The sequence below is a fragment of the Pannonibacter phragmitetus DSM 14782 genome (genome assembly GCF_000382365.1).
GTDB lineage: Bacteria > Pseudomonadota > Alphaproteobacteria > Rhizobiales > Stappiaceae > Pannonibacter > Pannonibacter phragmitetus.
Window position 1 is genome coordinate 197,744 of sequence record NZ_KB908219.1, and the last position, 22,698, is coordinate 220,441.

Annotated in this window: 25 protein-coding genes; 8 read left to right on the forward strand and 17 right to left on the reverse strand. The window is 63.2% G+C overall.

The annotated features are described in order from the left end of the window. Nucleotides 1–19 precede the first annotated feature (19 nt). The 3 genes from grxD to purL all read right to left on the reverse strand — a co-directional run bounded on the left by grxD (nt 20) and on the right by purL (nt 2,971). Nucleotides 20–349 (reverse strand): Grx4 family monothiol glutaredoxin, encoded by a 330-nt coding sequence (grxD, locus tag H163_RS0110885; RefSeq protein WP_019964614.1) that lies wholly within the window; start codon nt 347–349, stop codon nt 20–22. A gap of 132 nt (nt 350–481) precedes the next feature. Continuing rightward, nucleotides 482–715, reverse strand: a complete 234-nt coding sequence (locus H163_RS0110890) for a BolA family protein (RefSeq protein WP_019964615.1) — start codon at nt 713–715, stop codon at nt 482–484. 57 nt (nt 716–772) lie between these two features. Further along, nucleotides 773–2,971 carry a phosphoribosylformylglycinamidine synthase subunit PurL gene (gene purL, locus H163_RS0110895; RefSeq protein ID WP_026355721.1) on the reverse strand — a complete coding sequence of 733 codons (2,199 nt, stop codon included), beginning with the start codon at nt 2,969–2,971 and terminating at the stop codon, nt 773–775. Nucleotides 2,972–3,303: 332 nt separating this feature from the next. On the opposite strand from purL, the gene H163_RS22675 reads away from it, so the two are divergent. After that, nucleotides 3,304–4,668, forward strand: coding sequence for a methyl-accepting chemotaxis protein (locus H163_RS22675; protein ID WP_160118266.1), 1,365 nt, complete (start codon nt 3,304–3,306; stop codon nt 4,666–4,668). A gap of 41 nt (nt 4,669–4,709) precedes the next feature. Here the strand turns inward: H163_RS22675 and H163_RS0110905 are convergent, their stop codons facing one another. Beyond that, nucleotides 4,710–6,224 (reverse strand): aminotransferase-like domain-containing protein, encoded by a 1,515-nt coding sequence (locus tag H163_RS0110905; protein ID WP_019964617.1) that lies wholly within the window; start codon nt 6,222–6,224, stop codon nt 4,710–4,712. 102 nt (nt 6,225–6,326) lie between these two features. Between H163_RS0110905 and H163_RS0110910 the strand changes: the two genes are divergently transcribed. Continuing rightward, the gene (locus tag H163_RS0110910) at nt 6,327–6,575 is read left to right on the forward strand and encodes a DUF1127 domain-containing protein (RefSeq protein WP_081626007.1); all 249 of its coding nucleotides are present in this window, start codon (nt 6,327–6,329) and stop codon (nt 6,573–6,575) included. 25 nt (nt 6,576–6,600) lie between these two features. On the opposite strand, the gene speB is transcribed toward H163_RS0110910, so the two are convergent. The 6 genes from speB to H163_RS0110940 all read right to left on the reverse strand — a co-directional run bounded on the left by speB (nt 6,601) and on the right by H163_RS0110940 (nt 10,127). Beyond that, on the reverse strand, nt 6,601–7,569 hold the full coding sequence (speB, locus tag H163_RS0110915; RefSeq protein WP_026355723.1) for an agmatinase: 969 nt from the start codon (nt 7,567–7,569) through the stop codon (nt 6,601–6,603). 62 nt (nt 7,570–7,631) lie between these two features. Further along, entirely contained in the window at nt 7,632–7,880 is a 249-nt protein-coding gene (locus H163_RS0110920; protein ID WP_019964620.1) for a DUF2164 domain-containing protein, read from the reverse strand. A 26-nt stretch (nt 7,881–7,906) separates the two neighbouring features. Then, the gene (gene purQ, locus H163_RS0110925; protein WP_019964621.1) at nt 7,907–8,578 is read right to left on the reverse strand and encodes a phosphoribosylformylglycinamidine synthase subunit PurQ; all 672 of its coding nucleotides are present in this window, start codon (nt 8,576–8,578) and stop codon (nt 7,907–7,909) included. A gap of 78 nt (nt 8,579–8,656) precedes the next feature. Further along, nucleotides 8,657–8,770, reverse strand: coding sequence for a phosphoribosylformylglycinamidine synthase-associated small membrane protein (locus H163_RS24800; protein ID WP_019964622.1), 114 nt, complete (start codon nt 8,768–8,770; stop codon nt 8,657–8,659). A 20-nt stretch (nt 8,771–8,790) separates the two neighbouring features. Continuing rightward, entirely contained in the window at nt 8,791–9,030 is a 240-nt protein-coding gene (gene purS / locus H163_RS0110935) for a phosphoribosylformylglycinamidine synthase subunit PurS (RefSeq protein WP_019964623.1), read from the reverse strand. A 167-nt stretch (nt 9,031–9,197) separates the two neighbouring features. After that, a complete protein-coding gene (locus H163_RS0110940) occupies nt 9,198–10,127 on the reverse strand; it encodes a LysR family transcriptional regulator (RefSeq protein WP_019964624.1) in 930 nt (309 codons plus the stop codon). A gap of 104 nt (nt 10,128–10,231) precedes the next feature. On the opposite strand from H163_RS0110940, the gene H163_RS0110945 reads away from it, so the two are divergent. Continuing rightward, nucleotides 10,232–10,891, forward strand: coding sequence for an NADPH-dependent F420 reductase (locus H163_RS0110945; RefSeq protein ID WP_019964625.1), 660 nt, complete (start codon nt 10,232–10,234; stop codon nt 10,889–10,891). Nucleotides 10,892–10,975: 84 nt separating this feature from the next. Here the strand turns inward: H163_RS0110945 and purC are convergent, their stop codons facing one another. Beyond that, nucleotides 10,976–11,773 (reverse strand): phosphoribosylaminoimidazolesuccinocarboxamide synthase, encoded by a 798-nt coding sequence (gene purC, locus H163_RS0110950; protein ID WP_019964626.1) that lies wholly within the window; start codon nt 11,771–11,773, stop codon nt 10,976–10,978. A gap of 292 nt (nt 11,774–12,065) precedes the next feature. Between purC and H163_RS0110955 the strand changes: the two genes are divergently transcribed. The 3 genes from H163_RS0110955 (at nt 12,066) to H163_RS0110965 (ending at nt 13,673) form a co-directional block, all read left to right on the forward strand. Next, the gene (locus tag H163_RS0110955) at nt 12,066–12,389 is read left to right on the forward strand and encodes a DUF1476 domain-containing protein (protein WP_019964627.1); all 324 of its coding nucleotides are present in this window, start codon (nt 12,066–12,068) and stop codon (nt 12,387–12,389) included. Nucleotides 12,390–12,541: 152 nt separating this feature from the next. Then, entirely contained in the window at nt 12,542–13,309 is a 768-nt protein-coding gene (locus H163_RS22680; RefSeq protein ID WP_019964628.1) for an HpcH/HpaI aldolase family protein, read from the forward strand. Nucleotides 13,310–13,457: 148 nt separating this feature from the next. Further along, a complete protein-coding gene (locus tag H163_RS0110965; protein ID WP_019964629.1) occupies nt 13,458–13,673 on the forward strand; it encodes a hypothetical protein in 216 nt (71 codons plus the stop codon). Between the two features lie 203 nt (nt 13,674–13,876). Here H163_RS0110965 and H163_RS0110970 read toward each other — a convergent pair whose 3' ends face one another. The 4 genes from H163_RS0110970 to H163_RS0110985 form a co-directional block, all read right to left on the reverse strand. Then, complete coding sequence (locus H163_RS0110970; RefSeq protein WP_019964630.1) at nt 13,877–14,431, reverse strand: RBBP9/YdeN family alpha/beta hydrolase; 555 nt, start codon at nt 14,429–14,431, stop codon at nt 13,877–13,879. 4 nt (nt 14,432–14,435) lie between these two features. Next, nucleotides 14,436–15,764, reverse strand: a complete 1,329-nt coding sequence (purB, locus tag H163_RS0110975) for an adenylosuccinate lyase (protein ID WP_019964631.1) — start codon at nt 15,762–15,764, stop codon at nt 14,436–14,438. A 233-nt stretch (nt 15,765–15,997) separates the two neighbouring features. Next, nucleotides 15,998–16,234 carry a DUF1330 domain-containing protein gene (locus tag H163_RS22685; protein ID WP_019964632.1) on the reverse strand — a complete coding sequence of 79 codons (237 nt, stop codon included), beginning with the start codon at nt 16,232–16,234 and terminating at the stop codon, nt 15,998–16,000. A 120-nt stretch (nt 16,235–16,354) separates the two neighbouring features. Beyond that, nucleotides 16,355–16,747, reverse strand: a complete 393-nt coding sequence (locus H163_RS0110985; protein ID WP_019964633.1) for a hypothetical protein — start codon at nt 16,745–16,747, stop codon at nt 16,355–16,357. A gap of 133 nt (nt 16,748–16,880) precedes the next feature. Here H163_RS0110985 and H163_RS0110990 point away from each other — a divergent pair, with 133 nt between their 5' ends. Next, complete coding sequence (locus H163_RS0110990; RefSeq protein WP_019964634.1) at nt 16,881–17,723, forward strand: helix-turn-helix domain-containing protein; 843 nt, start codon at nt 16,881–16,883, stop codon at nt 17,721–17,723. Between the two features lie 67 nt (nt 17,724–17,790). Here H163_RS0110990 and H163_RS0110995 read toward each other — a convergent pair whose 3' ends face one another. Then, nucleotides 17,791–18,756, reverse strand: a complete 966-nt coding sequence (locus H163_RS0110995; RefSeq protein WP_019964635.1) for a hypothetical protein — start codon at nt 18,754–18,756, stop codon at nt 17,791–17,793. Between the two features lie 97 nt (nt 18,757–18,853). Here H163_RS0110995 and H163_RS0111000 point away from each other — a divergent pair, with 97 nt between their 5' ends. Then, entirely contained in the window at nt 18,854–20,098 is a 1,245-nt protein-coding gene (locus H163_RS0111000) for an NAD(P)/FAD-dependent oxidoreductase (protein ID WP_026355724.1), read from the forward strand. Nucleotides 20,099–20,174: 76 nt separating this feature from the next. Here H163_RS0111000 and H163_RS22690 read toward each other — a convergent pair. Continuing rightward, nucleotides 20,175–22,698 (reverse strand): putative Ig domain-containing protein (locus tag H163_RS22690; RefSeq protein WP_019964637.1); only part of this gene is annotated, 2,524 nt, incomplete at its 5' end.

Below are 22,698 nucleotides of genomic sequence, written 5' to 3' on the forward strand. Positions count from 1 at the left end.
ATCTCTCAGGTTAACCGCATCAGGCAGCTGTCGTGGGGATGCCTTTTTCGGTGAAGACGGCCTGGAGTTCCTGGTTCTGGAACATCTCGCGCACGATGTCGCAGCCGCCGAGGAATTCGCCCTTCACGTAAAGCTGCGGGATCGTCGGCCAGTTGGTGAAGTCCTTGATGCCCTGGCGCAGGTCCGCGTCTTCCAGCACGTTGATGCCCTTGTAGGGCACGCCGATGTAGTCGAGGATCTGCACGACCTGACCGGAGAAGCCGCACTGCGGGAAGTTCGGCGTGCCCTTCATGAACAGCACGACATCGTTCGTCTCGACTTCGTTCTTGATCCAGTCCTGGATGCTCATTGCCTTGTCCTTCCGGGAGCCTTGTCCCTGATGGGGCCGGGCGTGGGCCGGCCTGTGCGTTTTACAAATCAGCTGCGGGCCTGTGCCTTGCGGCTCCGGCTGGCCCGCTCCGGTTCAGTCTCAGTCCATTGCTCAATCGGGGGCGCTGGTCTGCAGGGCGAGGGCGTGCAGCGTGCCGCCCATGTTGCCCTTCAGCGCCTGATAGACCATCTGATGCTGCTGGACGCGGCTCTTGCCGCGGAAGGATTCCGAGACCACGTTGGCGGCGTAGTGGTCGCCGTCGCCCGCCAGATCGCGCACATCGACGGTTGCGTCGGGCAGGGCGGCCTTGATCAGGGTGATGATCTCGTTTGCGTCCATCGGCATGTGGTCAGTCCTCTTCCCTCTGAAGTTCCGTCCGCTTGTGGCGGGGTATGGCAGCCGTTAACCGGCTGCCATGAAGTGCGGGAACCAATTCTCGTGTGCTTCCTTGAGCTTTGCAACGGATATGGTGAGGATACCCTCGACAGTCAATTCACTGCCGCCCACCACGCCGAGGCGCTCCACGGAAACGCCTGCGTCCAGCGCGTCTTCCTCGATTGAGTCCGCCTCGTCCGCCTTGACGGTAACCACGTAGCGGGCCTGGTCCTCGCCGAAGAGTGCGGCATGGGCCGGGCCATCCACCTTCACCCTTGCGCCCAGCTTGCCGGACATGGCCATTTCAGCCAGTGCCACGGCAAGGCCGCCGGAGGAGATGTCATGCACGGCACTGACGCGGGTCTCGCGGATCCAGCCGCGCACCAGATCGCCGTTGCGGCGCTCGGCGGCCAGATCCACCGGCGGCGGTGCGCCTTCCTCGCGGCCCAGCACCTCGTAGAGATACTGCGAGGCGCCCAGATGCGTGCCGGTGCCGCCGATGAGGAAGATCACGTCGCCGTCCTGCGCAAAGGCGGAAGAGGCGCGCACATTCACATCCGGCAGCAGGCCGACACCGGCAATGGCCGGGGTAGGCAGGATCGCCTGGCCGTGGGTCTCGTTGTAGAGCGAGACATTGCCCGAGACGATCGGGAAGTCCAGCGCGCGGCAAGCCTCGCCGATGCCTTTGATGCAGAAGACGAACTGGCCCATGATCTCCGGCTTCTCGGGGTTGCCGAAATTCAGGTTGTCGGTCACGGCCAGCGGCTCGGCGCCGGTGGCGGTCAGGTTGCGCCAGACTTCAGCCACCGCCTGTTTGCCGCCCTCGAAGGGATCGGCCTCGCAGTAGCGCGGCGTCACGTCGGCGGAGAAGGCAAGGCCCTTGCCCGCAGCATTGACGCGGATGACACCGGCATCGCCGCCCGGGCGGGCTGCGGTGTTGCCCTGAATCAGCGTGTCATACTGCTCATAGACCCAGCGGCGGGACGAGCCATTGGCGCCGCCCACCAGCTGCAGCAGGGCAGCGGCGTAATCGGCAGGGGCGGGAATGCTGGCTGCAACCAGCAGCGGGCGCTTCACCGGCTCCACCCACGGGCGGTCATATTCGGGGGCTTCGTCGCCCAGTTCCTTGATCGGCAGGTCGGCCACGACCTCGCCCTGATGCTTGACGATGAAGCGCAGCGTGTCCGTGGTCATGCCGACGATGGCAAAGTCCAGACCCCACTTACGGAAGATGGCGGCGGCTTCCTGCTCCTTTTCAGGGCGCAGAACCATGAGCATGCGCTCCTGGCTTTCCGACAGCATCATTTCATAGGCGGTCATGCGCTCTTCGCGCACCGGCACCTTGTCGAGGTCCAGCTCGATGCCGAGGTCGCCCTTGGCGCCCATCTCGACGGCAGAGCAGGTAAGGCCGGCCGCGCCCATGTCCTGAATGGCGATGACGGCACCGGTGGCCATCAGCTCAAGGCAGGCTTCCAGCAGGCACTTTTCGGTGAAGGGGTCACCCACCTGCACGGTCGGGCGCTTTTCCTCGATGGTGTCGTCGAACTCGGCCGAAGCCATGGTCGCACCGCCGACGCCGTCACGGCCCGTCTTGGCGCCCAGATAGACGACCGGCAGGCCGACGCCTTCGGCCTTGGACAGGAAAATGCCGTCCTTCTTGGCAAGGCCTGCGGCAAAGGCGTTGACGAGGCAGTTGCCGTTGTAGCGCGGGTGGAATTCCACCTCGCCGCCAACTGTCGGCACGCCGAAGGAATTGCCATAGCCGCCGACGCCGGCAACGACGCCGGAGACGAGGTGGCGGGTGCGCGGATGGTCCGGGGCGCCGAAGCGCAGGGCGTTCATGGCCGCCACCGGGCGTGCGCCCATGGTGAAGACGTCACGCAGGATGCCGCCCACGCCCGTCGCCGCACCCTGATAGGGCTCGATGTAGGACGGGTGGTTGTGGCTTTCCATCTTGAAGACGATCACATCGTCATCGCCAATGTCCACGACACCGGCATTCTCGCCCGGGCCCTGCACCACGCGCTCGCCCGTGACGGGCAGGGTCTTCAGCCACTTCTTCGAGGACTTGTAGGAGCAGTGTTCGTTCCACATGGCCGAGAAGATGCCGAGTTCGGTGAAGGTCGGCTCGCGGCCGATCAGATCCAGAATGCGCTGGTATTCGTCGGGCTTCAGGCCGTGGGCCGCGACGAGATCTGGCGTGATTTTGATGTCGTTGGGGATCATGGGCGTCCGCAGTCGTCTGGCAGGGTCGTGCCGGGGATGATGTTCGGGGCCGGTTTAACAGATCATCGGCAGGAATGGGAGACTGTTGCGTGGTTTCCTGGGGCTATTTTGGCCGAAGTGTGAAACCGCATCTGTTTGCCGCCCATGGACAGCCTGATGTGTGCCGTGCGGCCCTCCTCAGGCTCCCTACTGCCTTCGCTGCAAAGGCCGGCGTAAAGTGTGGGCAGGGACTGCCGCCCTCGGGTTTTTACGCATGCAAGTCACTGTGAAAGTTAAAGATTGCTTCAGTCATTTGCCAATACCTCTCGGAAAGATATCCTCGGGAGGTCATGATGTTCGGCTTGAAGTCTGCAGCGCCCGCCATTGCGGTGAAGCAGCCAGAATTTGATGTAGCAGCCCTTGTGGGCGCATTGCGTGCCGTTGAAGGGCACCTGGAGCTTCAGGGAACCGGCAGTTTGCCGGCTGAAGTTGTCTCCGCCCTCGCTTCGTTGAAGATGGCTCTCGACCGGGAGAACGAAACGCAGCTGCAGCAGACGGTGGATTATTCCTTGCAGGCAAGCCGCGCCATGGCAGCGACGGCACGTATCACCGGCGAAATCCGGGAGACGGACAATCGCGCCCGGGCAATTTCCGGCGGCGTTGATGAGCTGACGGCCTCCATCGAGCAGATCGCAGCGACGGCAAGTGAAGCAGCTTCTTCCATGGAGGAGGCCCATTCCGTGCTGGATGGCGGGGCAGCCGCCACCCGCAGCGCCGCCGTGTCATCCCGCCGTATCGGCGATTCCTTTGACCGCATGAGCGAGGGCGCCCGCCAGCTTGCGGCTGCCGCCGAGCAGATCGGCATGTTTGTCTCGACCATTGACGGCCTTGCCCAGCAGACGAACCTTCTGGCACTGAACGCCACCATTGAAGCCGCGCGGGCCGGTGAAGCCGGCAAGGGCTTTGCCGTGGTGGCCAGCGAAGTGAAGCAGCTTTCCGGCCAGACGCAGAAGGCCACGGACGATATCCGTGCCCGTATCGAGCGGCTGCAGGTGCATGTCTCCGAGGTTCTGGACACTGTTTCGGTGGTGCAGGACCTTGTGGGCTCCAGCGTGGAACAGGCTGAAGAAGCCGCCGAGAAGATCGGCTCGGTGCTGGGGCATGTCGGCTCCAACAGTTCCCGCATGAACGCCATCTCCGGCCTGTTGCAGGCGCAGAGCGAAGCAGTGCGGGAGATTGCCGAAGGCATTCATGCCGTTGCCAGCCATTCTCAGGCAGCAAGCCGTTATGCTGATGATGTCATCAAGGCGGTTGGCAGTTCCGAAGCCGTGATCAACACCCAGTTTGCGAGCCTCGAAGGGCGCAATGTGCGCAACTACGTGCTGCACCGGGCCAAATCCGATCATCTGCTTTGGAAGAAGCGGCTTTCGGAAATGCTCGTCGGCCTCAACAGCCTGAAGAGTGCGGAGCTCTCGGATCATCACCAGTGCCGCCTGGGCAAGTGGTATGACGCGGTGTCCGACAAGGCGCTTCGCTCCAATCCCGCCTTCACGGCACTTCTGCCGGTGCATGAGGCTGTCCATGCCCACGGCAAGAAGGCTGCGGATCTGCATGCGAAGGGGGATATGAAGGGCGCCGAAGCTGAAATCGCCGCCATGGAGCGGGCCTCCGACGAAGTCCTGTCCCGCATCGACGCCCTGTTGCGGGCCACGCGCTGATCTTTCGTGGAGGCTTTCCCGTTCCGGGGAGGGCCTTCATTTTATTCGAAACTGTCGTAACCGGTGCTGGCATTGCGCAGAAGATCGCGGATGATGCCGAGGCCCTTGATCAGTTCTTCCCGCGTGTGGGTGTTGCTGGTGCCGAGCCGGACACGGTGATAGACGCGGGCGCTGCGGCCGGTCTTGAACTCGTCCTCGTCATCCACGAGCACCCCTTGCGCGGCGGCGGCGGTCTTGAAGGTTCCGGACATCCAGGGCTCCGGCAGCTTCAGCCAGATGAAGGGCGTCTGCGGGGAGGCGTTGAAGGTCTGTCCGGCAAGAAGGCCCATCGTGATCTCGTGCCGGGCAGCCAGTTCCTGCAAGATTCGCTGCCGCAAGTCATCCGCAGTGCCGGAAAGCACGAGCCGGGCGGCGAGTTCCGCCATCAGGAAGCACAGGCCTCCCGTCAGCATGTTGTGAGCCGTGAACAGCCGCTGCGCGTGGCTGGGGGGAGAGGCGATCCAGCCGCCGCGAATGCCTGCCGAGACGGATTTGGACAGGGAGCCCACATGGAAGGTCCGCTCCGGGGCAAGCTCTGCAAAGGGCGGGATGCCGTCTGCATGCAGGGAGCCGTAGACCTCATCCTCGATGATCCAGAGATTGTGCTCGCGGGCGATGGCGATGATCTCTGCCTGACGTGCCGGGCTCATCTGGCCCAGCGTCGGATTGTGTACGGTCGGCATCAGGAAGATGGCACGCGGATGCTGCTGGGCGCAAAGGCGGGCCAGATCCTCCGGGATTGGGCCTTCGTCATCGCGCGCCACGGCAACCGCCTGGCGGCCGGTCAGCGTGATGCCTCTGACGATGGAACTGTAGGTCAGTTCCTCGAAGACCACCCGGTCGCCTGGCATTGTGGTGGCGTTGATGATGGCCATCAGCCCGCCGCGTGCGCCCGTGGTGGGAACAATCGTTTCTGATGCGGGCGTCCAGCCACAGCGGGCAAGCCACTGCTGGCCGGCCAGCCGCCAGCTGTCCGGCACCATCCGGGTGTAGCTGGCAATCTCGTAGGGCATTTCCCGGGCTATCCCGGATATGATCTGCTCGATCGCCTGTGCCTGCCCGACTTCCGGCGCGGAGGTGCTGTCCAGCCGCAAGGCACCGGCTGGGGCAACGGCGTGACGGGTGCCGCCGAAGCTGGCGTCGGGATTGGCCATCGCCAGATGGGTCCAGGCGGGGGTGCTAACGGGTATCGCAACCGGCTTTTCTTCAAGGGTATGAGACAGGGCAGGGGAGGCGGACCCGTTCACCGGGCTGGCGGGTGCCGGTGCTGCGCCGCCTGCGAGCACATAGGTGCCGCGGCCCACCTCGCCACTGACCAGCCCGCGCTCGCGCACGATGCCATAGGCGCGGCCCACCGTTCCAACGGTGACGCCCAGATCATAGGCGAGGTCCCGCTGCGGCGGCAGCTTTGCCCCTGCAGGCAAGGTGCCGGAGACGATGTCATCGGCGATGCGCTGGGCAAGGCGGACATAGAGCGGGCCTTTGCCCGAGGGGAGGTCAGGGAGCCAATTTGTCATGGTGACAATTCTATAGCTTGCGCTGGAAAGTGAGTCAATTCATACAGCGGTTACGGGGTCAATGAAACGAAATTGTATCAATTGTACCGCTTGGAGAGTGACATGTCCCACGTTCATCAGTGCGAAGAGCCAGAAATTGTCTTGAGTGAAGTGCGTCCGGCGCGCCGCTTTTCCGGGCTGCTCAAGGCTGTGATCTCGACGCTGGCCATGTGGCTGACTGTTGGCCGGACACGGGCGCAATTGTCTGAACTGACGGATGATGAACTGGCCGATATCGGCATCACCCGGGAGCAGGCGGCGCAGGAGGCTGCGCGGCCTTTCTGGGTCTACCGGGAGCGTCCGCGCGACTGATGCCTCTCTCGTGTGGTGGTGGTGATCAACTCTCTTGCGCTTTGGCTGCGGCCAGAATGCAAAGCAGTTCGAACATAAGCGAGGCACCGAGCCATGCGGTGCCGCCCGAAGGATCAAACGGGGGTGACACCTCCACAAGATCGGCGCCCACCACATTGACGCCCGCCAGCCGCCGGATCAGCCGCTGCGCCTGAAACGAGGTTATGCCCCCGATTTCCGGTGTGCCGGTGCCGGGGGCAAAGGCGGGGTCGATCACGTCGATATCGAAGCTGATGTAGGCCGGTGTTCTCCCCACCCGCTCACGGGCCTCAGCCATCACGTGATCGACCCCGCGCTCCATCAGCTCTTCGATCATGATGATGCGCACGCCCTGCGCCTCGCCCCACTCGATATCCTCCCCGTCATACATCGTGCCGCGAATGCCGATCTGCACGACACGTTCTGGGTCCAGCAACTCCTCCTCGATGGCGCGGCGGAAGGGCGTGCCGTGGGTGTAGCGGAAGCCGCCGAAATAGCTGTCGAAGAGGTCGGTATGGGCATCGAAATGGATCATGCCCAGCGGCCCGCTGCGGGCCAGTGCCCTGAGGACCGGCAGCGAGACCAGATGATCGCCGCCCGCCGTCAGCGGCGTGATGCCGAGATCGACGATCTGGTCATAGAAACCGGTAATCCGCGCCAATGCATCCTGCACATCGGCCGGATTGACCGGTGCATCGCCCAGGTCGGCACAATTGGCCAGACCGAAGGGATTGACCCTCGTGTGCGGATGCACCTGCCGGATCATGGTGGAGAGATCGCGCAGCTGCCGCGGCCCGTGGCGGGCGCCAGCACGGTTGGTGGTGCCGCCGTCCCAGGGTACGCCGATGAGGCCGATGTCGACGCGCTCGGCCTCCGGCGAGGCTATGTTCACATGCGGCAGGCGCATGAAGGTGGGAATGCCGGCAAAACGCGGCAGCTCGAACCCGGATACCGGCTGAAAGAAAGTGTCGTCCATGCTGTGCCCCTTGCCCGTTTTTCCCAGCATGCCCGGTGGGGGCAGGGGAGGACAAGAGGGTTTCAGCGCCAGTCCTGACGCTCAAGGCCGGACAGATCGTCCGAGAGATCTTCGAAGCGCTTTGCAGCCTGTGCGGCGGCATCACGGACACCAAGGGTGTAGAAGGCGCTGCCGGCTTCCTGTGCCAGAAAATCCAGGAGCCGCAGCGCGTCCATGTTTCCCAGATCCACGTCCAGCTCATCCCGGCAGAAATCCGAAAGACGGCTGGCAATCCGGGTCTGCAGGTCACGGGGGAGTTCCAGCTTCTTCATGGATCTTTCCCCTTGTCCTGGCTGCCTCAGGCCACCAGCTGGCCGAGCAGGCTTTCGAAGATCTTGCGGCCATCGGTGCCGCCCTGCAGGTCTTCGATCAGGTTTTCCGGGTGCGGCATCATGCCGAGCACGTTGCCGGCCTTGTTCATCACACCGGCGATGTCGTTGAGCGAGCCGTTCGGGTTGCAGCCGTTGGCGTAACGGAACACCACCTGGCCGTTGTCCTCGATGGCCTTCAGCGTTTCGGCATCGGCGAAGTAATTTCCGTCGTGATGGGCGATCGGGCAGCGCCAGACCTCACCCTGCCGGAAGGCATTGGAGAAGGCCGTCTTGGCGTTGACCGTTTCCAGCTCGATTTCCTTGCAGATGAACTTCAGCCCGGCATTGCGCATCAGCGCGCCCGGCAGCAGGCCTGCCTCGGTGAGGATCTGGAAGCCGTTGCACACGCCCAGCACATGCACGCCCTTGGCGGCACGGGCGATCACTTCCTGCAGCACCGGCGAGCGGGCGGCAATGGCACCGGCGCGCAGATAATCACCATAGGAGAAACCGCCGGGGATGACGATCAGGTCCACATCCGGAATGTCCGTGTCCGTGTGCCAGACCGTGGCAGGCTTCTGGCCGGTGATCTGCTCCAGTGCGTAGAGCATGTCACGGTCGCGGTTGAGGCCGGGGCAGAGGATGACGGCGGACTTCATGGCAGGCTTCCCGTGTGTCGTCCTGGCGGACTGCGGCGGATCGGATGGGCCGTGCGGCCCGGCAGTTCAGCTTGAAATTCAGCTCTTGAGCAGGAAGAGCACAGCCAGAAGACTGAGCCCCGCCGGCAGCAGGATGAAAATGGCGGCCTTGATCAGGAGAAAGCGGATTGCCCTTTTTGCATCCGGATCCATGGCCGCAGCCTCATTCTGCCTCAGAGGATTTCGATGGCGTAGTTCTCGATGACGGTGTTGGCGAGCAGCTTCTCGCACATGGCGGTCAGCTCTTCGCGGGCCTTGGCCGCATCGCGGTCGCTCAGCTCCACGTCGAAGACCTTGCCCTGGCGCACGCCATTGATGCCGTCAAAACCGAGAGCGCCGAGCGCCCCTTCGATGGCCTTGCCCTGGGGGTCCAGAACGCCGTTCTTCAGGGTGACGGTGACACGTGCCTTCATCGCTCTCGTCTTTCCGTTAATCGCCATGGCCAATTTGGCCCTTTTCTGCCGCGCTGCTTACACCAACCAGCCCCGTGACGGAAGGGGCTTCGCCCCATAGGCACAAACTTAAGGGCATATTGCTGTGCTGCACTTGGGCAGGGCCGTTTCCTCCCTGTTCCGGTGGATCAGGTGCCGGCGCGCGACGGCTTTTGCCGGGTTGGTCGGGGATCGCCGAATTCTCTTACGGCTGCCTCGATGAAGGCGCGCAAGGCTGCAGCCGGACGGCGGGATGCCGGATAAAGAAGATGTACCGGCTTGGCCGGGCCATCATAATCCGGCAGCACCCGGACAAGCCGTCCGGACGTCAGTTCCGCCGTCAGGACACTTTCCGGGCCGAGTGTAATCCCCATTCCTGCTACAGCAGCATTCAGCAGCGCCGCCCAGTCGTTGCTTCGCAGCCGTCCCTGCACATTGATTGTCTGAGTTCTGCCATCCTTTGCAAATGTCCACTCGCAGCCGAAGGTGCGTGACCAGCTGGCAAAGCCCAGACATTGATGGCTTTCGAGGTCTGAGGGATGAACGGGCGTGCCGTGTTCGGCAAGATAGGCCGGTGAAGCGCAGGTGATCAGGCGGTAGGGCGCCAGCGGATGAGCAATCAGATTCGTGTCCGCCAGCTCTCCAATGCGGATGATCACATCAAGTCCTTCGTCCAGCGGGTCGGTGTAGCGGTCCTCGAGTACCAGGTCGGCCTCCACGCCCTGATGCTCCGACAGCCAGTTCTTGAGGAACGGAGCCAGTGCGAAAGCTCCGAATGTCTTGCCCGCGCCGATCCGCAGGATGCCGCGCGGGGTCTTGCGCATTTCATTGGCAAGACCGTCCGCCGCCTCTGCTTCCGCCAGCACAAGTTTGCAGCGGTCGTAATAGGCCCGGCCGATATCTGTCAGGCTTTGCCGCCGTGTCGTCCGGTTGAGCAAGGCCGTGCCGAGCCGGTCTTCGAGGAAGAGCACATGCTTGGCGACCATTTGCGGTGACAGGTTCAGCGCAGCCGCTGCCTTGGCAAAGGAGCCAAGATCCGCAGCCTTCACGAAAACAGCCATGCTGGTGAGCCTGTCCATCAATTGCCTACCTGATGTTGTTAGTGTTGCGCCAAATGTGAAATTTATTCCTGATTGGTTGTTAATTTAGATCATGGCTGCAACACCTGAAAAGGGAGTGAGTCATGAGAATAGGAATTATCGGTGCAGGCTTTGTTGGTCAGGCCATTGCGAAGCTTGCCGGCGCCAATGGCCATGAGGTGATGATCAGCAACTCGCGCGGACCAGACACGCTGTTCAGCGTGCGCAGTGCCCTCGGCTGCGCTGCCGGAACGGCGGCAGAAGCCGCTGCATTCGGTGACATCGTCGTCTTTGCTGTGCCGCTGAAGGCGTACAGATCTATCCCGGCCGGGCTGCTCGCGGGCAAGATCGTGATCGACACGAACAACTACTATCCGGAACGGGATGGCACGATTGAAGAGCTGGACCGGCAGCAAACGACAACAAGCGAATTGCTGGCGGCGCATTTGCCGCAATCGCGTGTGGTCAAGGCGTTCAACGCCATCGTGATGGCTGATGTTGCAAAGGATGGGCGCCCGTCCGGTGCAACAGACCGCCGCGCGCTCCCGATTGCTGGGGATGATGCGGACGCGAAGGCTACCGTTGCCCGTCTGACCGGGCAATTCGGTTTCGATGTGGTGGATGCCGGGCCGCTGAGTGAAGGCTGGCGTTTCGAGCGTGCCCGGCCGGCTTACTGCATGCGGCTGAACAGGGCAGAGCTGGAACGCATGCTCGCGGCAACCACGCGGGATGCGTTTGTGGAGGAGGGGGCCTGGCGCAAGTGACTGCGGCAAGTTGCAGATAGCTGCCCGCAAACACAAAAGGCCCCGTCCGGCAGAAGCTGGACGGGGCCTTGAGGGTGTTGAGCCTTACTGGACGAGCGTCGGGCCGGAGCCGTTCGGGCGCTCGTTGTCGTTCAGGATGCCGAGACGGCGCGCGACTTCCTGATAGGCTTCCAGCATCCCGCCCATGTCGCGGCGGAAGCGGTCCTTGTCCATCTTGTCGTTGGTGGCGATATCCCACAGACGGCAGCTGTCCGGCGAGATTTCGTCCGCGACGACGATGCGCATCATGTCACCTTCGAACAGGCGGCCGCATTCGATCTTGAAATCGACAAGGCGGATGCCGACGCCGAGGAACAGGCCGGACAGGAAGTCGTTGACGCGGATGGCGAGCGCCATGATGTCGTCGAGTTCCTGCGGGGTGGCCCAGCCAAAGGCGGTGATGTGCTCTTCAGCGACCATCGGGTCGTTGAGGGCGTCGTTCTTGTAATAGAACTCGATGATGGAGCGCGGCAGCTGCACGCCTTCCTCGATTCCGAGGCGGGTGGCGAGCGAACCGGCTGCAACATTGCGCACCACGACTTCGAGCGGGATGATCTCGACTTCGCGGATCAGCTGCTCGCGCATGTTCATCCGGCGGATGAAATGGGTCGGGATGCCCATGCCATTCAGCTGATTGAAGATGTATTCGGAGATGCGGTTGTTAAGCACACCCTTGCCGTCCACAATCTCGTGCTTTTTGGCGTTGAAGGCGGTTGCATCGTCCTTGAAATGCTGGATCAAGGTTCCAGGCTCAGGGCCCTCATAGAGGATCTTGCCCTTGCCTTCATAGATACGCCGGCGGCGATTCATGGGCACGTACCGTGTTTGCTTGAGAAAATCCATCGATGCGGGAAACTCCTGTGCGTGCGATTCTGAAGTGGCGCAAGTGCTGGCCATTTCATTCAACATCGACAATCAGCCCCGCATCAGCGGCGCGGAACTTAAACGATCCTTTGCAAAAGTACAATGGAGCCGGGGTAATCATTTGAGGGAGCGGCTCACGTCGCGTCAGTCTCTGCGCTAGCGCGTTGATTTGCATCATTGCGGGGGATATGCAGAGCGCGGAACAGATACCATATGAGTGGGGCCACGCAGGTGGTTGAAGGTTTGCTGTCTGCACAAGAGGAGGCATTTCATGAGCACGTTTGACGGTCGTGGGGAGAGTTTCGAAAACAAGTTCGCTCATGACGAGGAGCTGCGCTTCAAGGCGAACGCCCGGCGCAACAAGCTTCTGGGCCTGTGGGCTGCGGAAAAGCTTGGGCTTTCTGCTGCAGCGGCAGATGACTACGCAAAGGAAGTGGTCCGTGCCGACTTCGAGGAAGCTGGCGATGAGGACGTTTTCCGCAAGATCCGCGCCGATTTCGACAAGGGCCATGTGGATCAGTCCGACCACCAGATTCGCCGTACCATGGACGAGCTGATGCACACCGCGATCGACCAGATCCAGAAGGGCATCTGAAGCATCATCTGATTGGACGTGTGACAGAACCTCCGTGCCTCCGGTGCGGAGGTTTTTTGCTGGGCATGGGGATGGCGAACGGATGCAGCCTGATTCTGCCTTGCCGGGTTGTCTGACATCCTGTCTGATGAGGCAGAAAAAGGGAGGTCCGGATGGCAGACAGGAAGACACTCGCAGCGCGGTTCAAGGCAGATGAAACGGTGGTGACGGCCTGGTCCGTGCTGCCGGCGCCCGTGGTGGCCGAGGCCATGGCGCGGGCGGGCTTCGGCGCGGTGACGCTGGACATGCAGCACGGCATTCATGATGCGGGCAGCATCCGCGATTGTCTGGCTGCCGTGGCGCTGGGCGGAGCGCACCGGATCGTCCGTATTCCCGTGGGCGGCAATGCCATGGCCAGCCGTGCCGCCGACGCGGGTGCCGAGGCGGTGATTGGGCCAATGATCAATTCTGCGGAAGACGCCAGAGCCTTTGCCGCTGCGATGAAATATCCGCCGCTGGGCAGCCGCAGCTGGGGTCCCGTGCGTGCATCGATGCTGGCCGGGCAGACCATGCCGGACTATCTCGCCAGCGCCAACAGCGAGGTTCTGGCCTTTGCCATGATCGAAACGCCGGAGGCCGTCGCAGCGCTGGATGAAATTCTGGCTGTGCCGGGCATTGACGGGGTGTTCGTCGGGCCGGGCGACCTGTCGCTGACGCTGTCCAATGGCGCTGCGCTCAACCCCCACAGCGATGCCGTTCGGGAGGCCGCAGAACTGATCATCGGCAAGACCCGCACCGCCGGGCGCATTGCGGGCTATTTCTGCATGACGCCGGAGGATGTGAAGGCTGCTGAGGCCATGGGCTACCGTCTGCTCGCCCATGGCATGGATCTGCCGGTCATTCAGGGCGCCTTCCGCGACGTTCTGGCACGGCTTGCTTGATCCGGATCAAGGACCATCCGTTCCGGCCAGCGCAACTTGACGGGGAAGATCACCGGCATGGGGCAGTGGCGCCCGGACGGCAGGCGCGGTGATCGGGATGTTGCGGCGTGCTTCTGCGCGCCGGGCATACGTAACCGGAGCCTGTGTCATGTGGAAGCTTGCCGCGATTCTCTTCATCATCATCGGACCGGCACTGGCCGGTATCGGCGCTCTTGTGCCGCTGTCGGTCTATGGTCTCGACCACTTCAATCCGCTGATGCTGGCAGGGGCTGCAGCCTGCGGCCTGCTTCTCGCCATTCCGGCCAGTGTTTTGGCCGGCAAGCACATCCGCGACATGATCCAGCCCCGCAACCGGGTTGCGTGAGGGGGTAAAGGCTGGCGCGGGAATGTTGAAAGACTTGTCAGCCGCCGTAAGGACTTTGCCCCTCTCTCGATGAGACTGGCTCATCGAGAGAGGGTATAATACCAAGGCGCTAAGATGCTGACGCATCACGCCTTGAATTTGCTCAAGCGCCGCACGGGCTTAACCCTCTCTCGATGAGGCAAGCTCATCGAGAGAGGGTATAATTACATCCGCGCCATGAAATGGGCGAAGGACATCATGCCTTCCGGCCAGGGGCCGTGGCCGCTCTCAAGGTTGATGTGGCCGGCGTAGCCCGCATCCTGGAACGTGGCGCCCCAGCTGTGGGCGAAGCCCTTGGCCACCTCGAAATCGCAGTACTGATCGTTTTGGCTTGCCACCACATGGGTGCGGAAGGGCAGGGGCATGCGCGGCACCGGCACGAAGTCGCCGCCGTCAAAGGCGGGCACGAGGCCGGGCCGGTCCCAGTCGGACGGGGCGGCGAGGAAGGCGCCCTTCACCTTGTCCTTCGGCAGCACATGGGCGCCATGGGCAACCAGAATGCAACCGAGGGAATGGGCGGCCAGCACCACCGGGCGCTCCGCCGCCGCGATGGCGGCCAGCAGCGTCTCCATCCAGACCTTCTTCGAGGGCGTGAACCAGTTGTCCTGTTCCACCACCCGCGCGTTGGCCATCTTCTCTTCCCAGCGGCGCATCCAGTGACCGGGGTCACTGTTGGCATAGCCGGGAATGAGCAGGATGTCGGCGTCGGCGATCTTCATGGTCTCAGCTGTCCCCGAAGACGCGCTTGAAGATCACGTCCACGTTCTTGATGTGATAGCCGAGGTCGAACCGGTCGCGGATCTGGTCTTCGGACAGATACTGGCGCACATCTGCATCGTTCAGCAGCTCGCTCAGGAAGTCCACACCGGCCGAACCGGAAACCTGATAGCTCTCCCAGACCTTCATGGCGTTGCGCTGCACCAGACGGTAGGCCTCCTCGCGCGAGGAGCCGGCCTGGGTCAGGGCGAGCAGGATGCGCTGGGAATGCACAAGGCCGCCGAGACGGTCCATGTTGCCCATCATGCGCTCGGGATAGACCAGCAGCTTGTCGATGACGCCGGTGAGGCGGGCCAGCGCAAAGTCGAGGGTGACGGTGGCGTCCGGGCCGATCATGCGCTCGACGGAGGAGTGGGAGATATCCCGCTCATGCCACAGGGCGACGTTTTCCATCGCCGGGATGGAGAAGCCGCGCACGAGGCGGGCAAGGCCCGTCAGGTTTTCGGTCAGCACCGGGTTGCGCTTGTGCGGCATGGCGGAAGAGCCCTTCTGGCCGGGGGAGAAATACTCCTCCGCTTCCAGAACTTCCGTGCGCTGCAGGTGGCGGATTTCGGTGGCCACACGCTCGATGGACGAGGCGATGACGCCGAGCGTGGCGAAATACATGGCGTGGCGGTCACGCGGGATGACCTGCGTGGAGACCGGCTCGGCCTTGAGGCCCATAGCCTGCGCCACATGCTCTTCCACACGCGGGTCGATGTTGGCGAAGGTGCCGACGGCGCCGGAAATGGCGCAGGTGGCGATTTCCTCACGCGCATTCATCAGGCGCTTGCGGCAGCGGTCGAACTCGGCATAGGCCTCTGCCATCTTCAGGCCGAAGGTGACGGGCTCGGCATGGATGCCATGCGAACGGCCGATGCAGACCGTGTCCTTGTGCTCAAGGGCGCGGCGCTTGATGGCGGCCAGCAGCGCGTCCATGTCCTTCAGCAGAAGATCGGTGGCGCGCACCAGCTGCACGTTGAAGCAGGTGTCCAGAACGTCCGAGGAGGTCATGCCCTGATGGACGAAGCGGGCATCCGGGCCGACGATCTCGGCCAGATGGGTGAGGAAGGCGATGACATCGTGCTTCGTCTCGCGCTCGATTTCGTCGATGCGCTCAATGTCGAAGGTGGCCGCGCCGCCCTTTTCCCAGATGGTCTGCGCCGCTTCCTGCGGGATCACGCCAAGATCAGCCAGCGCGTCGCAGGCATGGGCTTCGATCTCGAACCAGATGCGGAATTTCGTCTCGGGAGACCAGATGGCAACCATGTCGGGGCGGGAATAGCGCGGGATCATCGCGGGTCCTCATTCTGGGAAAACTGGCTGGGGTCTATCAGAGACGGGCCAGAGGCTCAATGCCATGCGGCGGTGAAGGGGCACGAAACTGAGCGAAAGCGAAGATTTGGCCAAAGTACAGTCCGAGCCCGCTCCGGCGTATCGGCATGGCGTGGCTGTTCAGGCTGCAACTGCGGGAAACCGCTGCGCGCTTGCCGTCAGGACCGGCAGAGGCGCGCAGCAAGCGGATTTGCTCAATTGGCAAGAATACCGGTTGCCCGGTGATCTGCATCCACCCCTTGCATGAGGATGACATCCGAAGCGGCGTTTTCCGTTCGCAGTGGCAGGATCGCCTGATAGGCCGGAGATGCATACCATGCTTGAGCATCTGGCATCGACGGAAAGGCGATGATGACGAGGTCTTCACTCCAGTCACCTTCCAGCAGGGTTTTTCCGCCGCCATGGAAAATGAACCGGCCGCCAAAGTGCACCAGGGTGCCGTCGATCTATCTCCAGATAGGTCACGATGCCGGGACCCATTTCGATCTTGCTGATCCGGGCGATGGCATAGGCTGTCATGTCTCAATCCTTCCTGATGCAGACATTCCGGCTCAAGCGGAATGAGCATGGAAACGCCGGGCCACTACTGTGGTTTCAAGCCATGTGAAGACGGCAACGGCCAGAGCCTGGGCGATGATAAACGCCGTTCCAAAAGCGTTCGGCGCAATCACGTCCATGACGAGCAGCGCCATGCTGGCCACGATCCAGCCAATGTTTCCCAGGATGATGATCCCTGCCACTGCGGTCATGTGGCAGAAGCGGAACGCGATGGCGGCAATGAAAGCGGCGACGGGCAGAAGAAGCACGCCAACCCAGGTGGAGAGTGCCGCAGGTATTTCCGTGATCGCTGCCAGGGGCGAGGCTGCGGCAATCAGCAGCGCGCCCATGGCAAGGCAGGCTGCTGCATCTGCGAGAAGGATTGTTTTCAGGGAAAGAAGAGGCATTGGACTGTCCTGTCGAGTGCTGGAAGCGGGACCATCCCGCCTCTGCTATGCCCAGACTTCTCCGGATTGCTTCTGAAGGCGATTACCTCCAAGGTAATAGCTTCGAAGCAGCGGCTCCCACTATTCTGCGTCCATGAAAACCATGACGGCTTCCGCCAATGTCACAAATCCCGGTTCAATCGGCACGATGCTGCGCGTCTGGCGGCAGCGCCGGAGGCTCAGCCAGCTTGAACTGGCTCTGGACGCCGGTATCTCGCAACGGCATCTCTCCTTTATCGAGTCGGGCCGGTCGGTGCCGGGCAAGGACGTGATTTTACGCCTTGTGGAGCAGCTGAAGGTGCCGCTCAGAGACCAGAACCCCTTGCTGATGGCCGCCGGTTATGCCCCCATGTTCGCGGGCCGCGCCTTGGAAGATCCGGGAATGGCGGCGGCTCGCGAGGCCGTCGGAACCATCCTCAAGGCGTTTGAGCCGCACCCCGCCTTGGCCGTCGACCGCCACTGGAACATGGTCGACGCCAACGGTGCGCTTGCCGTTCTGCTTGCCGGTGTGGATCCAAAGCTGCTGGAGCCGCCGGTGAACGCCCTCCGCGTCAGCCTGCATCCGCAAGGGCTGGCGCCGAGGATTGTGAACTTCGGCGAATGGCGCCGCCATGTTCTGGCCCGTCTTGCCGCGCAGATCGAAGCCTCTGCTGATGTTTCTCTACAGGCCCTTGAAGCAGAGCTGCGGCGCTATCCGGCCGCGACAAGCCGCGAGATGGCGGGGGTAAGCGGCTGTTCCGGTGCTGAGGGTATCGCCGTTCCCCTGCGGCTGCAGACTGAAGAAGGCCTGCTCTCGTTCATCAGCACAACCACGATCTTCGGGACAGCGCTCGACGTGACCCTGTCTGAGCTTGCGATTGAAGCCTTCCTGCCCGCCGACCCTGAGACAGCCCTGCGCATGGCCTCACTCGTCCCGGCAAGGACAAGCAGTTCCTGAGGTGTAACACCTGACTTGATTGCCTTCCGCAGGGTGAGCCGTCATTTCCCTGCAAGCAACAGCGTTGCTAGGCTTGCTTTGCCGGGGCTGATGCCGTCAGCCGCCGGGCCAGCGGGCGGGCGAGATAGGGCAGGGTGTAGATCGGCAGCTGGCCCAGGCCGAAATAGAGCCAGGCAAGGTCCGGCAGGGTGCCGCCAAGGGCGGCAACCATCAGCCCCATGTTCCTGTTTCCGGCAGAATAGGCGATGACGAAGGCATCGCTGCGCAGGGCCGGGGCAAAGACCAGCATCGTCAGGCCGGCCTGTGTCAGCGTCACCGCATAGGTGAGGGCCACGATGCCGAGCGACACCAGCGGGCGGCTGGCAAAGCTTGCCGCCACACCATCCATGACGGCGACGGCGAAGAAGAACAGCAAAAGCACGTTGCCGCCGCTGATCACATCCTGCGCGGCGGCGATCCTTGCTTCGCCTGCCAGCCGCCGCAGCAGCGCGGCAACAGCCATGGACCCGGCCAGCAGGCCGAACAGCTTGAGGCCCAGTGTCAGGCTGTCGAGCGGCAGCGTCTCGCCCAGAATGAGATAGGCGGTGAAGGGAGCGGTGAGCGGCACCAGCAGCATGGACAGGGCCAGAACCGTGAGGCTGAGCGCGCCGTCAAGCTTCAGGAAATACATGAAGGCAGGCGAGGACATGATGGCCGGGGCTGCCGTGACGATGAACAGCGCCATGGCAAGATCGGGCGCAGCCTCCCGCAAGCCCGCCGCCGCGGCGAGGAGGGCGGCGCCCGTGGGCAACAGAAGCATCATCCAGAGGCTGGCCGCCAGCACCAGCCCGGGGCGGCGCAGCCGGGCCAGAACGGCGGTCTGGTCCACTTTCAGGAAGGCCAGCACCAGCAGCGCGAAAATGGCTTCGGACACAAAGGGCCGCGCCAGGGAGGAGAGGCCCGGCAGCACCATGCCGGCGAAGGCGCTCAGGGCCACCGCCCCCGTGCCCCGGCGGCCCAGCCAGCCGAGCGCGCCTGTGAGGGAAAGGGCCATACGGTAATTCTCTCCTTTAGGTGTTGGCGAAAGAGGCTATAAGCGTCAGAATGTTAAGCAACTCGGGCGGGTGAAGGCAGGGCTGGAAGGGTGGCAGGTGCGCACAGTTGACGTCATCGTGCTTGGCGCCGGCATGGTCGGAACCTCGACCGCCCTGCAGTTGCAGCGACGGGGGCTTGACGTTGCCCTTGTCGACCGCCGCCAGCCCGGCGAAGAGACGTCCCATGGTAATGCCGGGATCATAGAGCGCAACGGATTCCTGCCGCCCGGTTTTCCCGGAGATGCGAAATTCCTGCTCAACATCGCGCTGGGGCGCTGGCCCGGCGCCAATTACAGCCTTTCTGCCGTGATGCGTCTGCTGCCCTGGCTGATGGCGTTCCGCCGCCATGGCAGCCGCACGGGCGTGCAGCGCCTTGCCCATGCGATGAATGCGCTGGAGGCCTATGCCGCCGGCGAGCACCGGGTGCTGGCTGAGGCGGCTGAGGCGCTGAAATACTACCGCCGGACGGGGGCCGTTCATGTCTACCGCACGGAGGCAGGGTTCGAGGCGACGGTGGCCGAGCGTCATTATGCCCGGATCTTCGGCGTCGATTATCACGAACTGGATGATCTCGATCTGAATGAACTGGAGCCCTATCTCACGGCGGAAGGCTGCCGGGGCATCTTCTGGCCCGAGAGCGAATCGGTGTCCAATCCCGGCGCCGTCACCAAGGCCTTTGCCCGGTCGCTGGCGGAGAAGGGCGGGGAGATCATGATCGGGGATGCAAGGCGTTTGACGCGCTCGCACGGGGGCTGGGCCATTGCCACGGACAAGGGGCCGGTGCGCGGGCGCGCCGTTGCCCTGTGTCTGGGGCCATGGTCCATGGATATCCTGAAAGGCTTCGGCTACCGCTTCCCGCTCGCCGTCAAGCGCGGTTACCACCAGCACTACAAGGCGAGGGCCGGGGCGGGGCTGTCGCGGCCCGTGGTGGATGCGGAAATGGGCTATGTTCTGGCGCCGATGGAAAAGGGCATCCGTCTGACGACGGGCATTGAACTGGCCGAACGGGATGCGGCGCCGACGCCGGTGCAGGTGGAGCGGGCTTTCCGCAAGGCCCGCGAGATCTTTCCGCTGACGGTTCCTGCCGAACCCGGTGCCTGGATGGGCTCGCGCCCCTGTTTCCCGGACAGTCTGCCGGTGCTGGGCGCTGCCCCCGGCGAGAGCGGCCTCTGGCTCAACTTCGGCCATGGCCATTGCGGTTTCACGCTGGGACCGGTCACCGGGCATATTCTGGCCGATCTCATCACCGGCGTGCCGCCGGTCATCGACCCCGCGCCCCTGTCCCCCCTCCGGTTTCTGTAACACCCTTTCCCGGTGGTCTTGAGACACCGGGAAAGGGCCAGATCCGCAGGCGTTTGAGGACCTCGGCGCCTTGGTATCAGAAGCGGATACCCGCGCCGGCCTTTGCGGTGAGGGACGTGCTGCCGTCTCCCTCCACATTGACTTTGACACCGGCGTTGAGCCGCCATCTGGAGCCGTCGGTCAGCGTCAGGCTGCCTTCGGCGGCGCCAAAGGCACCCCGGCCGCCAAGACCGGCATAGCCGCCCGTGAGTTCAACGGCGGGCGTCAGCAGCATGCCATTGTCCAGAATGAACAGCCGTGCCAGTTCAAGGGCACCGCTGACCCGGAACTGCTCCTCGATGAAACCGTCCATGAGAATCTGGTCACCGGCGCTGTTCCGGACGCCGTAGTCCTTGACCTTCTCTGACAGATAGACTGCACGCAAGGTGGGGGAGAGCGTCGTGGCAGCATCCAGGTTCCACTCACCGGACAGAGCCGTGTCGGCCATCCAGCGGGTGGTGTCGAAGTTGCCGTCCCAGAACTCCGTGTCAATGTCGTTGGACGATCCGCCGATGAAGAGCCGCGTGTCCCAGAAGACATTCCGGTAGACCTCGATGGAGGCATAGGGACCGGCCAGCCAGCCGTTGCCGCTCAGCCGCGCCCCGTTGGGGGTTGGGTCGCTCATACGGTCATAGTGGAAAGACACACCAAGCAGAGCCCAGTCGGCCAGAAGATAGTCCGCACCGGCGGAAAGCATGGCAAAGCTGCCCCAGCGGCCGTCATTCTGCTTGCGCGTATGGGCGGTGGCTGAGCCCTGGATCCAGACGTTGAAGGCCATCGCCTCAGCCTTGAGATCCGGCGTCAGGGCATTGCTGGCCGCATTCATCTGCTCCAGGCTGGTGGCAAATCCAAGCGACATGCCGCGCTCCGAGGGCGTGAAACGCATGCTGACGATCTCATTCGCCGTCTGCATCCGACGCCTGTCACGCAGCCCGGGCACCTTCACTGCGTTTGCAATGAGGCCCTGCCGGGTCCGCACGAAGCCCCGAACGATGCTGTCGATTTCTGTGGCGACCTTTTCCGGATTGTATCCGAGGTTGTAGATCACGCTGCCGGTGTTTGAGACGCCGAGGTCACTGGTCAGGGAGAAGCGAATGATCACCTGACCGGAGTAGGACGGATTGGGCGTGAACTTCAGATAAAAGCCTGCCGAGCCGCCGCCGCCAGCCTGGGCAAACTGGCTGTTTACAATCCGTGCCGTCCCAGCATTTGCAGGTTCGACCGAGAGAAGGTTTGCATCAATGAACGGCCCACCGGTCGCTCCCGTGGCGAGATTGACGTTGCCGGGCGTCGATCCGGCCGGAACAGTTACGACTTTGTCCGTCACGGTCACGGCACGCTTCTTGACCTCGAGCGTATAGGCAGCAGAAGCAACGGCGTTGCTGGCGTCGCTCACCTGAATGGTGAAGCTGTAGCTGCCTTCTGCATCCGCATTGAGAGGCCCGTTCAGCGCGCCGGTCGAAACGTTCAGAACCATGCCGGGAGGCAGAGCTCCGGCACTGACGCTGAAGAGATAGGGGCCAGTCCCGCCACTCACCGTGATGGCGGCGGTGTAATCCTCCCCGGCCATCGCTTCAGGCAGAGCACCGCCTGCGGGCGAGAAGCTGATTGAAACGGGGGGCGCGGTGACCTGCAGGGAATAGGCGGCGCTGCCCGTATCGTTGTTGGCGTCCGTTGCCGTCACGGTGAAGTTTGCGGTCCCTGCGCTTGTGGGGGGGCCGGTCAGCTCGCCCGTTCCGGCAAGTGTGAGGCCTGCAGGCAGGGAACCGCTGGTGATGGCATAGGTGTAGGGGCCTGTGCCGCCGGATGCAGTGAAGGTCTGGCTGTAGGCAGTGCCCACCTGTCCGGCTGTGAGGCTGCCAGCTGGGGGCGACAGGGTGATGGTGACCGGGGCGGCATTGATCAGCAGGGAATAGGCCGCGCTGCCCGTGTCGTTGTTGGCGTCCGTCGCTGGGTAGGTCAAGTTCGCGGTGCCTTCGGTGGTCGGGGTTCCGGTCAGCGCGCCGTTGGCGGCAAGGGTGAGGCCAGCAGGCAGGGCGCCGCTGGTAACGGCATAACTGTAGGATCCTGACCCGCCGGATGCGGTGAAGGTCTGGCTGTAGGCTGTGCCCGCCTGAGCGGCTGTGAGGCCGCCTGCCGCAGGTGACAAGGCAATGCTTGCCGGTGGCGCTGCACGGTTGACGGTGATCGTGTAGGTCTGGGTTGTGACGCCATCCTGTGCGGTCACCACAACGGTGATGGCGTTGGTGCCGGTGACGAGGTTGATTGCACCCGAGGCATTGCCGGAAGTGACGGGCATTCCGTTCACGGTGATGGTGGCATTTGCGTCTGTAGCTGCAGGTGTGACGCTCAGCGATGTGACGGCGTCTCCTACGGAGGCGGTGTAGCTGGTTGTGCCGCTGGCGAAGCCAGGCGTCAGCGTACCCTGAGACAGGACGAGGTTCGCCAGGGTGGCGACGTTTGAGGCCGGGGCTGCATTGATCTGCAGGGAGTAGGCGTTAGCGCCCGTATCGCTGTTGGCGTCCGTTGCGGTGATGGTGAAGCTTGCGGTCTCCACCGTT